Source organism: Pseudomonas sp. P2S-1 (genome assembly GCF_057197725.1).
This window is the reverse complement of record NZ_CM170068.1, coordinates 4,360,784-4,375,478: the sequence shown is the minus strand read 5'-3', so window position 1 is coordinate 4,375,478 and position 14,695 is coordinate 4,360,784. Positions and strand designations below refer to the sequence as shown.

15 protein-coding genes and 1 pseudogene are annotated in these 14,695 nt (G+C 63.5%); 9 read left to right on the top strand and 7 right to left on the bottom strand.

From position 1 onward, the window contains the following. The first annotated feature begins 171 nt into the window (after window positions 1-171). Window positions 172-693 (top strand): disulfide bond formation protein B, encoded by a 522-nt coding sequence (locus AC2CQI_RS19560; RefSeq protein WP_075802823.1) that lies wholly within the window; start codon window positions 172-174, stop codon window positions 691-693. Between the two features lie 228 nt (window positions 694-921). Further along, window positions 922-1,392, top strand: a complete 471-nt coding sequence (gene rsd / locus AC2CQI_RS19555; RefSeq protein ID WP_484577636.1) for a sigma D regulator — start codon at window positions 922-924, stop codon at window positions 1,390-1,392. A 28-nt stretch (window positions 1,393-1,420) separates the two neighbouring features. On the opposite strand, the gene AC2CQI_RS19550 is transcribed toward rsd, so the two are convergent. Beyond that, a complete protein-coding gene (locus AC2CQI_RS19550) occupies window positions 1,421-2,083 on the bottom strand; it encodes an FKBP-type peptidyl-prolyl cis-trans isomerase (RefSeq protein ID WP_075802825.1) in 663 nt (220 codons plus the stop codon). 240 nt (window positions 2,084-2,323) lie between these two features. Between AC2CQI_RS19550 and AC2CQI_RS19545 the strand changes: the two genes are divergently transcribed. Further along, window positions 2,324-3,493, top strand: a complete 1,170-nt coding sequence (locus tag AC2CQI_RS19545) for an AlgP family protein (RefSeq protein ID WP_484577635.1) — start codon at window positions 2,324-2,326, stop codon at window positions 3,491-3,493. On the opposite strand, the gene AC2CQI_RS19540 is transcribed toward AC2CQI_RS19545, so the two are convergent. Beyond that, window positions 3,469-3,951: a TIGR02444 family protein gene (locus tag AC2CQI_RS19540; RefSeq protein ID WP_075802827.1), complete on the bottom strand. Its 483-nt coding sequence runs from the start codon at window positions 3,949-3,951 to the stop codon at window positions 3,469-3,471. The two genes, AC2CQI_RS19545 and AC2CQI_RS19540, sit on opposite strands and share 25 nt — an antisense overlap. Window positions 3,952-4,001: 50 nt before the next feature. Between AC2CQI_RS19540 and AC2CQI_RS19535 the strand changes: the two genes are divergently transcribed. The 3 genes from AC2CQI_RS19535 to AC2CQI_RS19525 all read left to right on the top strand — a co-directional run bounded on the left by AC2CQI_RS19535 (window position 4,002) and on the right by AC2CQI_RS19525 (window position 7,217). Beyond that, the gene (locus tag AC2CQI_RS19535) at window positions 4,002-5,912 is read left to right on the top strand and encodes an ATP-binding cassette domain-containing protein (protein WP_484577634.1); all 1,911 of its coding nucleotides are present in this window, start codon (window positions 4,002-4,004) and stop codon (window positions 5,910-5,912) included. Next, entirely contained in the window at window positions 5,912-6,499 is a 588-nt protein-coding gene (locus AC2CQI_RS19530; protein ID WP_075802829.1) for a mechanosensitive ion channel family protein, read from the top strand. The genes AC2CQI_RS19535 and AC2CQI_RS19530 overlap by 1 nt, the downstream gene beginning before the upstream one ends. Window positions 6,500-6,584: 85 nt before the next feature. Then, complete coding sequence (locus AC2CQI_RS19525; RefSeq protein WP_075802830.1) at window positions 6,585-7,217, top strand: LysE family transporter; 633 nt, start codon at window positions 6,585-6,587, stop codon at window positions 7,215-7,217. Between the two features lie 48 nt (window positions 7,218-7,265). Here AC2CQI_RS19525 and AC2CQI_RS19520 read toward each other — a convergent pair whose 3' ends face one another. The 4 genes from AC2CQI_RS19520 to AC2CQI_RS19505 are packed head-to-tail and all read right to left on the bottom strand — an operon-like array spanning window position 7,266 to window position 10,402. Continuing rightward, window positions 7,266-8,009 carry a penicillin-binding protein activator LpoB gene (locus AC2CQI_RS19520; RefSeq protein WP_484577633.1) on the bottom strand — a complete coding sequence of 248 codons (744 nt, stop codon included), beginning with the start codon at window positions 8,007-8,009 and terminating at the stop codon, window positions 7,266-7,268. A 3-nt stretch (window positions 8,010-8,012) separates the two neighbouring features. Then, complete coding sequence (gene lpoB, locus AC2CQI_RS19515; RefSeq protein ID WP_075802832.1) at window positions 8,013-8,603, bottom strand: penicillin-binding protein activator LpoB; 591 nt, start codon at window positions 8,601-8,603, stop codon at window positions 8,013-8,015. An 18-nt stretch (window positions 8,604-8,621) separates the two neighbouring features. Beyond that, the gene (locus tag AC2CQI_RS19510; RefSeq protein ID WP_484577632.1) at window positions 8,622-8,993 is read right to left on the bottom strand and encodes a YcfL family putative periplasmic lipoprotein; all 372 of its coding nucleotides are present in this window, start codon (window positions 8,991-8,993) and stop codon (window positions 8,622-8,624) included. Between the two features lie 14 nt (window positions 8,994-9,007). Continuing rightward, window positions 9,008-10,402 carry a COG3014 family protein gene (locus AC2CQI_RS19505; protein WP_075802834.1) on the bottom strand — a complete coding sequence of 465 codons (1,395 nt, stop codon included), beginning with the start codon at window positions 10,400-10,402 and terminating at the stop codon, window positions 9,008-9,010. A gap of 328 nt (window positions 10,403-10,730) precedes the next feature. On the opposite strand from AC2CQI_RS19505, the gene AC2CQI_RS19500 reads away from it, so the two are divergent. Both AC2CQI_RS19500 and AC2CQI_RS19495 read left to right on the top strand, forming a co-directional pair. Next, window positions 10,731-12,626: an FTR1 family protein gene (locus AC2CQI_RS19500; RefSeq protein ID WP_484577631.1), complete on the top strand. Its 1,896-nt coding sequence runs from the start codon at window positions 10,731-10,733 to the stop codon at window positions 12,624-12,626. Between the two features lie 63 nt (window positions 12,627-12,689). Continuing rightward, complete coding sequence (locus tag AC2CQI_RS19495; RefSeq protein WP_484577630.1) at window positions 12,690-13,151, top strand: YaiI/YqxD family protein; 462 nt, start codon at window positions 12,690-12,692, stop codon at window positions 13,149-13,151. A 106-nt stretch (window positions 13,152-13,257) separates the two neighbouring features. Here AC2CQI_RS19495 and elbB read toward each other — a convergent pair whose 3' ends face one another. Next, complete coding sequence (gene elbB / locus AC2CQI_RS19490; protein WP_484577629.1) at window positions 13,258-13,923, bottom strand: isoprenoid biosynthesis glyoxalase ElbB; 666 nt, start codon at window positions 13,921-13,923, stop codon at window positions 13,258-13,260. A gap of 113 nt (window positions 13,924-14,036) precedes the next feature. Between elbB and AC2CQI_RS19485 the strand changes: the two are divergent. Then, window positions 14,037-14,615, top strand: a pseudogene (locus AC2CQI_RS19485) (sterol desaturase family protein); the annotation flags it as partial. Window positions 14,616-14,695: the final 80 nt, after the last annotated feature.

Sequence of the window (14,695 nt, the reverse complement as noted above, 5' to 3'; positions counted from 1 at the left end):
CAGCCCCTGAAGGGCTCTAGTAGAGGGTTCCTGGTTGATTTGTGGATTTTTCCTACCAAGTTAGGCGAATTTTCCAATAAAAATCAGAGACTTGTCCGGTTGGTTGCTTCTTGAAACAACCAAGCGCTTTCCTCTACCGTTGCCAAATGTCTTTTCTGCCCTGGTCCTGCCATGCCTTTGGCCTGTCTGCGCTCCTTTTTCTTCCCGGCTTTCCTGGCGTCCTTCCTGGTGCTGTCCGGCTCGTTCTACCTCGAGTTCGGCCTGGGCCTGGCGGCGTGCCCGTTGTGCCAGGGGCAACGTTTCCTGCTGGCGGCATTCTCGCTGACCTGCCTGGGCGCGATGCTGCACATGCCCGGGCCCACTGCGGCACGGCGCTGGCTGTGCCTGTGCCTGGGGCTGTCGCTGCTCGGCAGCGCGCTGGCGGCGCGGCATGTCTGGCTCCAAGGGCTGTTTCCTGTTCCCGAGATACCCTGCGAGCAAAACCTGGCCTACCTGCTCGAGCACGGCACCGTGCTTGAATGGCTTCATGGGCTGGTGCTGGGCTCGGCCGAGTGCGTGCCGATCACCTGGAGCTTCTTCAGTCTCAGCGTCCCGGAATGGAGCCTGCTGGCCTTTGTCGCACTAGCACTGGCAGTGCTGCTGCGCCTGCTTCCCAAACACCGGCTGAACCTGGCCGACTCGCCGGGGTCATGAAAGGGCTGGTCGCCGTTTCAAACGACCGGCGGCGATGGGTCGCAGGATTAAACACTTGTATGAAACTAGTCGCCTGCGTACCTTGAAGCCAAGGGCGTGCGGGAATAATCTCCCCTGCACGCATACCGAAAACACTGCTGCTCAATGCCGTTCTGCCGTTGTTCCTTTTCTATCGCGACTTGCGATACCGGGGCGCAGGGGGCACGACCCTTAAGGGATGAGACCGCCATGTTAGATAGTTGTCAGAATGCTCAGGAACGCTGGGGTGGGGTTCACAAGCTCATTGACCGCTGGCTGCTGGAGCGAGAGGAGCTGGTTACTGCGTTCCGCGAATTGCGCGATGCCAAACCGGCATTTGCCGACAAGTCACTCAATGGCCGCTTCTGCGAAATTCTCGTCGATTACGTATCGGCCTGGCATTTCGAAATCTGCGAACAACTGATCAGCGAAGCCAAGGCGTTCGGTGACAACCGGGGCCTGGAACTGGCGGAGCAGATCAACCCGCGTATCGATGTCAGTACCGAGATTGCCCTGTCGTTCAACGACAAGTGCAGCGAGGGCAAGTGCAACGACAACGGCCACTTTGCCGAGTCATTGCAAAAGCTGGGTGGCCAGCTGCGCGAGCGTTTCGAGCTGGAAGACTGCCTTATCGAAGTGCTGCATACCGCCCATAAGGAAGAAGCGCCAGCGACCGTCTGACTTCCTGTGCTGAAACGTTGCCGATTGCTCAGTCGGCAACGTCGAGCAGTTCGATCTCGAATACCAGGGGCGTGTAGGGCGCGATCAGGTCACCCGCGCCATCGGCGCCATAGGCCTGCTCCGACGGGATCACCAGGCGGTACTTCGAACCCGCCGCCATCTCCGGCAGTGCTGCCTGCCAACCCGCGATCACGCTGTCCAGGTTGAACCACTGGGGCTGGTCGTTCTGGTCGAACACCGTGCCGTCCGGCAATCTTCCGACATATTTCACCTTCACCTTGCCGCCCGCTTTAGGCCTGGCGCCCGTGCCTTGCTGGAGGGCTGTCATCAGCACGCCATCGCTCAACTCACGCACGCCTGCGCGGCCTCGCTCGTTGGCGATGAAACGGCGCTCGGCGGCCAGGGCCTGTTCGACATGGGACTGCGCGGCAGCGTCATTGGCCTGCTGGTCATGCTGGGCGAGGACCGCGTCGATGCGCTCCTGGGACAGGGCGAGCGGCTTGTTCTGGTAGGCCTGTTGCAGCCCTTCGAGCAAGGCCTGGAGTTGCAGCCCCGGAACCTCTGCACGCAGGCGTTCGCCCAGGCTGGCACCGAGGCTGTAGGCGAGGTCGTGATCCGAGGGCGATGCGCTTTGTTCCGCATGGGCCGGGGGCAGCAGGAAGAATAATGACAGCAGCAAATAGCGCGGCACGGCCTGGCTCCGAAGATGACAAAGAAGAGTTGCAGCGGTGTTGATTATGCCCGTTCGCGGAGGCAAGTTAGTTAATTGTCTGCAATCTGTAACACAGCATCTACACTTGCCCGGAGCGGCAGCTTCAACAACTTTGCCCAGGCATGCAACGCGGCGACTTCTTTACTGTCAACATGCCCTAGCGGCGATAGCAGCACAGGTCTAGTATGAGCCGCAATTTCGTCAGCCAGGAGGAAAGCCATGTCGGCCAACAAGAAGCCAGTCAACACGCCGTTGCACCTGCTGCAACAACTCTCGGGCAGCCTGCTCGAGCATTTGGAAAATGCCTGCTCGCAAGCGCTGGCCGATGCGGAAAAACTGCTCGCCAAGTTGGAGAAACAACGTGGCAAGGCTCAGGAAAAACTGCACAAGTCCCGTCTGAAACTTCAGGACGTTGCGGCCACTGGTAAAGCCAAGGCACAGGACAAGGCAAAAGGCGCAGTTGGCGAACTGGAAGCACTGCTCGATTCGCTGAAAGAGCGTCAGACCCAGACCCGTACTTATATTGCGCAACTGAAAAAAGATGCCCAGGAAAGCCTGAAGATTGCCCAGGGTGTCGGCAAGGTTCGTGAAGCTGCAGCCAAGGCCCTGTCTTCTCGTACTCCGGCTAAACCTGCTGCTGCCAAGGCAGCCGCTAAACCGGCCGCCAAGCCTGCTGCCGCCAAGGCGCCGGCCAAGCCAGCTGCCAAGGTTGCTGCTGCCAAGGCGCCAGCCAAGGCCGCTGCGAAACCTGCTGCTGCCAAGCCAGCGGCCAAAGCCGCTGCCGCCAAACCGGCCGCAAAAACCGCGGCTGCCAAGGCTCCAGCCAAGCCAGCCGCCAAGCCGGTAGCTGCCAAGCCTGCTGCTAAAGCGGCTGCCGCCAAACCCGCCGCGAAAACCGCTGCTGCCAAGGCTCCAGCCAAACCCGCTGCCAAGCCAGTAGCTGCTAAACCCGCCGCCGCCAAACCAGCAGCCAAACCAGCTGCGGCCAAGCCGACCAGCGCCGCTGCCGCTGCGAAAGCGCCAGCCAAAGCTGCTGCGAAACCCGCTGCTGCCAAGCCCGTAGCTGCGAAACCGGCCGCCAAGCCTGCTGCTGCGAAACCAGCTGCCAAGCCTGCCGCCGCCAAACCAGCCGCCAAGCCAGTTGCCGCCAAACCAGCAGCCAAGCCTGCTGCGGCCAAGGCACCAGCCAAACCAGCCGCTGCGAAACCTGCCGCCAAACCTGCAGCAGCCAAGCCAGCGGCCAAACCAGCCGCCGCCAAGCCCGCTGCGGCCAAGCCAGCCACCCCGGCTGCGCCTGCTACAGCGGCACCGGCGCCTGCTGCTTCGCCAGCGCCAGCGGCAACCCCTGCCGCTACCCCAAACACTCAGACGCCGTCTTCGGCTTCCTGAGTCGTTCCCGTCGCGACGCGCAGCACCTGCAGCGCGTCGTGATCGCGGGAGGCTGCCGGCGCCAGCCGGGTCAGCCAGCTTTCCGGCGGGGCTTCGGCTCCGCTCGGCCAGCCAGCACAAGCGTCTTGCAAGCGTTGCAGTTGCACGCGTTCCGCATCCAGTTCAAGTGCTTTCAAGCGCTCACGCAAGGCCGCCAGTTGCGGATCCTTCAGCGCGTCCCCACGCCATTGCTGTCGTAGTGCGCGCAAGGGTTGAACCACATCGATTTGCCAAGGCCCGGCCAATTGCCGCAGCCGCTCGACACGCTCGTCGCTGATCTCCACGTGCCGCTGCTCCAGCCAGGCGCCGCACAACATCAGGCAGACGTCGGCACCCAGTGCCTGCAATTCCAGGCAGGCTGTTTCCACGCCGGGACGGGCATAGAGCCCGATGGCGAAATCCCACAGGTCGGTGTGCATATTCCTGCTCGCGCCAGTTGCCAGCGAAGCTGGTAGACTCCGCCGCCATTATGATCAGACTTTCGAACCTCACTTTACAGCGTGGTCCGCAACGCCTGCTAGACGGCGCGGAACTGACCCTGCACGCCGGCCAGAAAGCCGGCCTGATCGGTGCCAATGGCGCCGGCAAATCCAGCCTGTTCGCCTTGCTGCGCGGCGAGCTCACCCCGGATTCGGGTGACTGCCAGCTGCCTGGCGACTGGCGTATCGCCCATATGCGCCAGGAGGTCGACACCCTCGATCGCCTGGCGGTGGACTATGTGCTCGACGGTGATATCCGCCTGCGCAAGGTCCAGGACGAGCTTGCCGCCGCCGAAGCCGCCCACGACAACGCGGCGCTGGCGCGTCTGCATGTCGAGCTCGACAGCGCCGACGGCTACACCGCCGACGCCCGTGCGCGCAAATTGCTGGCCGGCCTTGGCTTCACCAATGAGCAGATGGACCGCCGTGTCGGCGACTTCTCCGGGGGCTGGCGGATGCGCCTGAACCTGGCCCAGGCCCTGATGTGCCCGTCCGACCTGCTGCTGCTCGACGAACCGACCAACCACCTCGATCTCGACGCGATCCTCTGGCTGGAAGACTGGCTCAAGGGCTACCCGGGCACGCTGCTGCTGATTTCCCACGACCGTGACTTCCTCGATGCCGTGGTCGATCACGTCGCCCATGTCGAACAGTGCAAGCTGACCCTCTACCGCGGCGGCTACACCGCCTTCGAGCGGGCCCGGGCCGAGCGCCTGGCGCAGCAGCAACAGGCCTACGAGAAGCAACAGGCCCAGCGCGCGCACATGGAAAAGTACATCGCCCGTTTCAAGGCCCAGGCCACCAAGGCCCGTCAGGCGCAGAGCCGGATCAAGGCCCTGGAACGCATGGAAGAGCTGACCGCCGCCCATGTCGATTCGCCGTTCGACTTCGTCTTCCGCGAATCGCAGAAGATCTCCAGCCCGTTGCTCGACCTGTCCGAAGCCCGCCTGGGCTATGGCGAGAAAACCGTGCTGGAGAAGGTCAAGCTGCAATTGGTGCCGGGTGCCCGGATCGGCCTGCTCGGCCCCAATGGCGCGGGTAAATCGACCCTGATCAAGAACCTCTCCGGCGAGCTGCAACCGCTGGCCGGGCGTCTGGTCCGTGGCGAGAACACCTCGGTCGGCTACTTTGCCCAGCACCAGCTCGATTCGCTGGACAGCAAGGCCAGCCCGCTCCTGCACCTGCAACGCCTGGCGCCGAGCGAGCGCGAGCAGACCTTGCGCGACTTCCTCGGCGGCTTCGACTTCCGTGGCGACCGTTGCGACGAGCCGGTGCTGAATTTCTCTGGCGGCGAGAAAGCCCGCCTGGCCCTGGCGCTGATCGCCTGGGAGCGGCCGAACCTGCTGCTGCTCGACGAACCGACCAACCACCTGGACCTGGAAATGCGCCTGGCGCTGACCATGGCCCTGCAGGAATTCAGCGGCGCCGTGGTGGTGGTGTCCCACGATCGTCACCTGCTCAAGAGCACCACCGACGAATTCCTCCTGGTCGCCGACGGCAAGGTCAGCGAGTTCGATGGCGACCTCGACGACTACGCCCGCTGGCTGGTCGACTATCGCCAGCGCAATGCGCCGGTGAGCAACGCCCCGGTCAACCCGGACAAGACCGACAAGAAGGCCCAGCGCCAGGCCGCCGCCGCGCTGCGTCAGCAACTGGCGCCACACAAGCGCCAGGCCGACAAGCTGGAAGCCGAGTTGAGCAAGCTGCACGGTGACCTCGCCAAGGTCGAGGCCAGCCTCGGCGACAGCGGTGTCTACGAAGCGGCGCGCAAGGATGAACTGCGCGACCTGCTGGCCCGTCAGGCCCAGCTGAAAACCCGCGAAGCCGAACTGGAAGAAGCCTGGATGGAAGCGCTGGAAGTGCTGGAGACCATGCAGGCGGAGCTGGAGGCACTGTCCTGATGGAAGCGTTGCGGCAGATGATTCCGGTGGAATGGCTCGGGCCGTTCTGGATGGGCCTGCAGATCCTGCTGATCCTGGTGGTGGCGTTCGTTCTGCAGCGTCTGGTGGCGCGCAGCCTCAAGACCCTGGGCGAGCGCTACCCGCTGCCGCCACAACTGATGATGCCGCTGCGCGGTGGCCTGCGCTGGCTGATCATGGGCAGCGCGCTGATCTTCGTGCTGGAGCGCCTGGGGGTTTCCGCTACCGTGCTGTGGACGGCCTTGTCAGGCTTCGTCGCCGTGGCTGCCGTGGCGTTCTTCGCCATCTGGAGCGTGCTGTCCAACCTGCTCTGTGCGGTGCTGATCTTCACCGTCGGCCCTTTCCGCATCGGTGATGTGGTGGAACTGGTCGATACCACCGACAAACCCGGTATCAAGGGCCGGGTCACGGCCATCAACCTGCTGTTCACCACCCTGGTGGAAATGCCCGAGACTGGCGGTGCGCTGGTGCAGGTGCCGAACAGCCAGTTCTTCCAGAAGTCCGTACGCCGCTGGCGGGGTAGCGATGGGCTGCCACTGGTGGGCGAGGACAAGTCCCTCGGCAAGTGATCGGCCACTGAAAACTTTTGTGGTGATTTTCTTGCAGGCGGATTAGCGTTGAGCCCTTGAACCGATTTTGTGGCCGAGGTGTGAGATGTCGCTGGAAACGTGGTTGGCCTTTTTTGCCGCCTGTTGGGTAATCAGTCTGTCGCCGGGCGCCGGGGCCATCGCCTCGATGTCCTGCGGTTTGCAATATGGCTTCTGGCGTGGCTACTGGAATGCCCTGGGCCTGCAACTGGGCCTGATCCTGCAGATCGCCATTATTGCGGCTGGTGTGGGTGCGGTGCTGGCGGCTTCGGCGACGGCGTTCCAGGTGATCAAGTGGTTTGGCGTGGCTTACCTGATCTACCTCGCGGTCAAGCAATGGCGGGCGCTGCCGGCGGACCTCTCAGACGAGTCGGCGGTACGGCCGATCGGCAAGCCGTTGAGCCTGGTGTTCCGCGGGTTCCTGGTCAACGTCAGCAACCCCAAGGCGCTGGTGTTCATGCTCGCGGTGCTGCCGCAGTTCATCAACCCGCATGAGGCGCTGTTGCCGCAGTACGTGATGATCACCGTGACCATGATCAGCGTGGACCTGCTGGTGATGGCGGGTTACACCGGGCTGGCGTCGAAGGTGCTGCGCCTGCTGCGTACGCCGAAACAGCAGCGGCGGATGAACCGGACCTTTGCCGGGTTGTTCCTGGGGGCGGCGACCTTGCTGGCCACCATTCGCCGGGCGCCGGTCTGAGGTAGTACCGGCCCTATCGCTGGCAAGCCAGCGATGAGGCCAGTGAATTCAACGCAGGATCTTCGCCGGCTCATCCGGCGGCAGATTATTGCGCTGCACCGGGCGACCTTCCATCCCCGGCACCCGCCCACCCAGCTGCTCCGCCATCTGCCGGGCCACATCCTCGCCCAGCGCCTTCGACACTTCCCGCACCACTCTCGGCCGGTTCAGGCTGACCTTGATATCCCGCGAACCCACCAGCTTGGTGTCCTGTCCTTCACCCAGGGCGGTGAACGCCGAGGTGATCTCGTAGGTGCGGGTGTTGATCAGGCTGAAGTCAGCCACCAGGCTCAGGCCCAGCACCGCCGAGTAGCTGTTGGTGTGGTCCAGGGCGTTGATGTCGCGCTGGAAGTCGACATCCGACAAGGTGCCGAACAGCACATAGTCGGCGCCCTTGAAGTCGCCGGCCTTGATGCGCTTGATGATGTCGTAGACGTCGGTCTTGCTGCCGGTGATGTACGGCGTGCCCTGGACCAGCTGGAACATCCCGGACTTGAGGATCTCGCCCTTGATGTCACCGCTGAACTTGCGCAGTTCGGTCTGCTCGATGTAGCTCTCGCTGCTCTCGAACTCGTTGTAGTTGGACGAGCTGTTGGCGTGATACAGGCTCGCCGACGAACTGTTCTGCGCCGAAACGATGTGGATGTACTGCTCCACCCGCTCCTGGTAGGCCAGATCGGTCACCGCCACCTTCGGCGCTGCCTGCACGCCGAAGGCGCAGGCCAGGCCGAGAATTCCCATCCATGCACGCATTGCTTATCGCTCCGTGGTCTTGCGGATTTCTTTTTCGTCCATCCATTCGGCCAGGCCGCTTTCGACGTCGACCAGTTGCAGGCTGAATTTGTAGAAGACGTCCTTGTAGTCGCTGCTGCGCTTGACGATGGAGCTGATCGAGCCTTCCAGGCGGTACTTGGCGGCAATCATGTTGCCGGTCCTGGCGATGGTGCTCTTCTTGTACAGGCCGCTCTGGTTCTGCAGCTTGAGCTGGTCGACCTGGCTGTCCATCTGGTTGTTGTCGCTGGCGAAGCGGGCGCTGCCGGACTTCATCAGCTGGGTCTTGATCGAGGTGGTGATCTCGCGGGTATCGATGTACTCGCTGGTCTTGTTCTTCACGTCATACACCTGCACCACCGGGCGGCCCTGCAGCACGCCGGACTGGGCCAGGGAGCGGGTCATGCTTTCGGCGATCATCTGCAGGTCGGTGGAACCGAACTCGTTGGTTACCAGTTCGACGGCCTTGGTATCGCCGTAGCTGATGTTCTTGCTGCCCAGCACCGGGGACGGTGTGGAGCAGCCGCTGGCGAGGGCAACGACGGCGGCGAGCAGGGAAACCTGGACGAACTTCATGGAAAACTCCTGGGAAAATTACTGGGACTGGACTTCGAGGCGGAAATCGGTGGCTTGCGGCACCGGGGCAATGGCCGGCAGTACGGTGGATTGCGCGCCGTACAGGGTCACGGTTTTCCAGCTCTCTTCATCCGCGACCGGGAAACCGTCGTTGCCCAGCCAGGCGAAGCGGTAGAACAGGGTCTTGTTGCTGCCGCTGGTGTTGTTCAGCGCCACCTTGACGGTGAGGAAGCCGTTCTCGCGGGCGACCCGCATCGGGCCGGTCTCGATGTTCTTCAGCTTGCCCATGACCGCGACCTTGCTGGCAGCGCTACCGGGTGCAGGTGGCGGTGGTGTGGCACAGCCGGCCAGCAAGGCGGCGGCGAGGGCGACGGAAAGCTTGAAACGCATGGCGAATCCTTCGGTTACTTGAGGCTGGCGACGGCCGCTGCCGACGCAGGAGGAATGACGGGGTGCACGGCCTGGCCGGCGCTGAACAGCTGGTTGCCGATCACGCGCAGGGCGACGACCTGATACGGCCGGTCGATGGTGACCGCGACTTTGCCGCTGCCCAGGCTCAGGCGGTGCTCGCCCTGGCTCAGGCGTACACGGGTGACCAGGGTTTCGTTGGGCAGGGTGCGCCAGGTGCGGGTGTCGGCGCCTTCGGTGATGGCGGCCGCAAGACCGAGCACCAGGCCGGCCATGGGGTTGGTCTCGTTGAGCTTTTTCTGCGCCACGACTCGGGTGGCTGCCCGTACCGTGCTGCGCAGGATGATGCCCGGCATGTCGTCGCGCAGGGCGCGGCGCGACATGGCGGAGGTGCTGTTGAGGGCGGTAAGGCCCAGGGGCTTGTCGTCCAGGCTGACCTGGCCGACCGGCGCGGTGGAGGTGTCTTCGCGAATCACCGGGAACGACAGCGGGGTCAGCACCAGGTTGCCCTGGACGATCAGCGGCAGGGCGAAGCTCATCGAGTCGCGGGCCGGCGCCAGGCCGCTTTGCACCACGATCAGGACGTCGCTGTCCTTGTGCTGGTCATCGCTCTTGCCGGGGGCCTTGTCGAGGTCGAGCAGCGCCTGTTCGAGCAGCGGCGTGTTCGGCAGCAGCTCGGCGGCCTTGCGATAGCCCGGCGCGGCCAGGCCCTGTTCGCCCAGGGCCTCGTAGACATAGCCGGAGAGGTAGTGGCTGAAGGCGCTCTGGTAGCTGTTCTTCAGGCTGATGACCTCGGGGGCGTCTAGGCTGGCGACCGGGTAGCCCTTGAGATCCTTGTACGCGGTCCTGATCCCTTGCTGTTCGGCCTGCTCTTCGCGCTTGAGGTATTCCTTGTCGCGCAGCTCGGCGATCAGCGCCTCGCGCTCGTGGGTCTTCTTGATCTCGGTGCGGGCGCCGTCGAAGTCATTCCGGGCCAGCAGGTTAAGGGCCATCTGCGTGGTCAGCATGACCTTTTCGTAGTCGTAGCCCTCGTAACGGCGGACCTTGTCGTTGACCAGGTAGCTGCCGAACTGGCTCAGGTACTTGTCGGTGTCGAGTTTGACCGACTCCTCCCACTTGAACACCATGCCGTCGGCTTCGTGCCAGGCGTTCTGGCTGCCGGCCAGGTCGCCCTTGGAGCGCAGCAGTTCGCCTTTCTCGAACCAGTAGAGCAGGTCCTTGTCCTCGCTCTTGTTGTTCTTTTCCAGCACGGCGAGGGCGGCGTCGACATTGCCGGCCGTCAGGTGCTGGTTGGTTTCCTTGAGTTCGCTGTCGTAGCTGCGAAACACGGCGCAGCCGGTCAACTGGGTGGCCACGAAGAGCGTGGCAAGCGTCAGAGCGCGGGACTTCATTACATTTTCCCTGAGTAATTGGCAGAGTCGTTTTTCGGATCATTAAGTCCGAAATGTTCTTATGTGCTTCGCGTTGATTTCGAATGGCTATATTGAAAGGCGCGGCGTATTAGGCGCCATTTCCCTGGGAGACAGGGGCGCTGTTTGTTACAGCGGGTAAGTGCCACTATCCGTGCCATTATCCCCCAAGTACCGGACGAACGGTAACTGCCGGGGGGATGAAAGTGGCAATTGATGAAATTGTTGCTAATTTTTACGATTCGCCTTGAGCCTGCCAGGACGCCGGTGAACAATATTCGCTCCGTCGTTGACCTCCGAGACTGGCCCCATGATTTCCCGCTCCCGCTTGATTGCCTGGCTGCTTTGGCCGGTGCTGGCCCTTGGCAGTGCCATGGCACTGGCCGAACCTGTCGAGGGGGCGGCGAAAGCCCTGCACCTGCTGGATTACATCGGCGCCGACTACCCGCCGACCGTCGAGGCTGGCAAGGTCATCGACGAATCCGAGTACCGTGAGCAACTGGAATTCGTCGGCACCCTGCAAGGGCTGCTGGCCGATCTGCCGGAGCGCCCGCAGCGCAAGGCGCTGGAAGAGGGCGTAACCGCGCTGCGCCAGGCCATCAGCGAGCGTCAGGACGGTCCGGGTGTTGCCCGTCAGGCCCGGCAACTGGGTGCCGAACTGGCGCTGGCCTATGAGGTGGCGCTGGCGCCGCTGATCACCCCCGACCCGAGCCGTGGTGCACCGCTGTATGCCCAGCATTGCTCGGTCTGCCACGGCGACACCGGTGCCGGCGACGGCCCGGCGGGTGTCGGTCTGGAGCCGGCCCCGGCGAACCTGCGCGATACCGCGCGGCTCGATCATCTGAGCCTTTACGACATCTACAACACCCTCGGCCTGGGCATCGAAGGCACCGATATGCCGTCCTTCGCCGACCAGTTGGACGAGCGCCAGCGTTGGGACCTGGCGACCTATATCGCCAGCTTCACCGCTGATCCGGCCAAGGCGGCCAGCGACAAGCCGTTCAGCCTCGGCGACCTGGCCCGCCAGACCCCGGCCGAAGTCCAGGCTGCCCAAGGCCCCGATGCCGTACAGACCTTCCGTGCCCAGCGCGCCCAGCCGCCGCAGGTCAAGCGCGGGCCGGGGCAACTGCTCGACTACACCGCCAACACCCTCGACCAGAGCCTTGCGGCCTACCAGAGCGGCGACCACGAACAGGCCTACGACCTGTCGGTAGCCGCCTACCTGGAAGGTTTCGAGCTGGTGGAAAGCTCGCTGGACAACGTCGACAGCAACCTGCGCAAGGACACCGAGAAAGCCCTGATGGCCTACCGGCAGTCGCTGCAGGACGGCCTGCCGCTGGAGCAGGTCAAGGCCAGGCTGGAGATCGCCAAGGCCAAGCTCAAGGACTGCGCAGGGCTGCTTGGTGGCGATGGCCTGAGCTGGTCGCTGAGCTTCATTTCCGGCCTGCTGATCCTGCTGCGCGAAGGCCTGGAGGCGATCCTGGTACTGGCGGCGATCCTCGCCTTCCTGCGCAACACCGGGCAACAGGCGGCGGTGCGTAGCGTCAATATCGGCTGGAGCCTGGCGCTGGTCGCCGGATTTGCTACCTGGGCGGTGGCGGCCTATGTGATCGATGTCGGCGGTGCCCAGCGCGAATTGCTGGAAGGCAGTACGGCGTTGTTCGCCAGCGTCATGGTGCTGTGGCTCGGGGTCTGGATGCACGACCGCCGGCATGCTGCCGCCTGGCAGGACTACATCAAGAGCAGCCTGGTGGGCGGTGGCGGTCGTTTCGGCTTTGCCGTGCTGGCGTTCTTCTCGGTGTATCGCGAGCTGTTCGAAGTGATCCTGTTCTACGAAACCCTGTGGCTCCAGGCTGGCCCGGCGGGTCACCAGGCGGTGCTGGCCGGTGGCGCCACGGCGCTGGTGCTGCTGGTGGGCCTGGCCTGGGTGATCCTGCGCGGTTCGGCCAAGCTGCCGCTGGCGCTGTTCTTCAGCATCAACGCCGCGCTGCTCTGCGCGCTGTCGGTGGTGTTCGCCGGTCACGGGGTCAAGGCGTTGCAGGAGGCCGGGGTCTTCGGTACCCATCCGGTACCGTTCTTCGATTTCGAATGGCTGGGCATCCATGCCGACCTGTATTCGCTGTCGGCCCAGGCCGTTGCCTTGCTCGCTGTCATTGTCCTGTACGGGCGCAGCTGGCTGGCCTCGCGTCGGGTGGCGGCGTCCTGATTTGAAGCGGGGCGGGCGAGCGGCGATACTGCCCGCCCGTTTCAAGTTGTGGATAACTTCCTCATGCGTGTCTGGATCGATGCCGATGCCTGTCCGAAGCTGGCCAGGGATCAGGTAGTCAAGTTCGCCCTCAAGCGTCAGTTCGAAGTGGTGATGGTGGCCGGCGGGCCCCAGGCCAAGCCGCCGTTCGCCCTGGTGAAGCTGATCGTGGTGCCCAGTGGGCCGGATGCTGCCGATGATTATCTGGTGGAGCATGCGGTGCCGGGTGAGCTGGTGATCTGCAGCGATGTGCCGTTGGCCGACCGCCTGGTGAAGAACGGCGTGGCGGCGCTGGATCCGCGCGGACGCGAGTTCGATGAGCGCAACATGGGCGAGCGGCTGGCGGTGCGCAACCTGTTTACCGATCTGCGCGAGCAGGGGCAGGTCGGGGGAGGACAGGCGCCTTATGGGGAGAAGGAGAAGCAGGCGTTCGCCAATTCGCTGGACCGGATTCTGACCCGGCTGGTGAGGCAGTTCCCCGGTTGATGGGTTGGTCTTGAGGGCCCTATCGCTGGCAAGCCAGCTCCCACAGGTTCAGCGGTGCACGCGGTCACTGTGGGAGCTGGCTTGCCAGCGATGAGGCCCTGGAGGCTTACTCGCCTTCGTGGGTCAACTCGAGCACCCGGTCAACCAGCTTGTAGATCCCGCTCGCCGCATCACTGATCGACTGCGCCAGCATGTACGCCGGGGTGCTGACCAGCTTGCGCTGGGTATCTTCGACGATGTCATGCACATCGCATTCTTCATGGGTGCCGCCCATCTTGACGATGGCCGCGCTGGTGTCGGCATCGTTGCCGATGGTGCAGACCACGCCCGGTCCGTAGATCTTCGCCGCCAGCGCCGGGGAAATGCATATCAGCCCGACCGGCTTGCCCGCCTCGGCAAAGGCTTCGGCCAACGCCAGCACGTCGGGCTGCACGCTGCAGCCCGGGCCGTCGACGGCGAAGCTGGAGAGGTTTTTCGCCGCGCCAAAGCCGCCAGGCACGATCAGCGCGTCGAAGTCGTCGACATCCGCTTCACCCAGGTCCTTGACATTGCCGCGGGCAATCCGCGCCGACTCGACCAGCACGTTGCGCGTCTCGGGCATTTCTTCGCTGGTCAGGTGGTTGATCACATGCATCTGCGCGATGTTCGGCGCGAAGCATTGCACCTGGGCGCCACGCTGGTCGAGGCGCAGCAGGGTGATCACGCTTTCGTGGATTTCCGCGCCGTCGTAGACGCCGCAGCCCGACAGAATCACAGCAACTTTTTTGGTCATGCTTCCTACTCCCGTTTCAAGGCGCTAAATGTCGTCTAATTTGGCAGTTGTCGCCATAGGGATTACTGGATCGTAGGCCTAATCTTGATCCATCGCCTGAAAATGGACCTGCCATGGACTTCATCCTGCTCGCCGTGCCGTTTTTCTTCGTATTGATCGCGGTGGAACTGCTGGCCGATCGCTGGCGCGGGCAGCGTAATTACCGACTGGCCGACACCGTGAACAGCCTGAGTGCGGGGGTGTTGTCCACCACCTTCGGTTTGCTCACCAAGGGCGTGGGGCTGGTGACCTATGCCGTAGCCATGGAACACCTGGCGCTGTTCCGCTTGCCGGCCGAGGCCTGGTGGGTGTGGGTGCTGGCCTTCGTCGCCTATGACTTTTGCTACTACTGGCTGCACCGCTTCGGGCACGAGCGCAACATCCTCTGGGCCGCCCATTCGGTGCATCACCAGAGCGAGGACTACAACCTGTCCACCGCCCTGCGCCAGACCAGCACCGGCTTCCTGCTGTCGTGGATCTTCTACCTGCCGCTGGCCGTGCTCGGTGTGCCGCTGCTGGTGTTCGTCAGCGTCGGCGCGCTGAACCTGCTGTACCAGTTCTGGGTGCACACCCGGCACATCCCGAAGCTGGGCTGGTACGAATGGATCTTCGTCACGCCATCCAATCATCGCGTCCACCATGCGCAGAATCCTTTGTATTTGGATCGCAACTATGGCGGTGTGTTCATTCTCTGGGACCGCCTGTTCGGCACCTTCCAGCCCGAAGACGACGC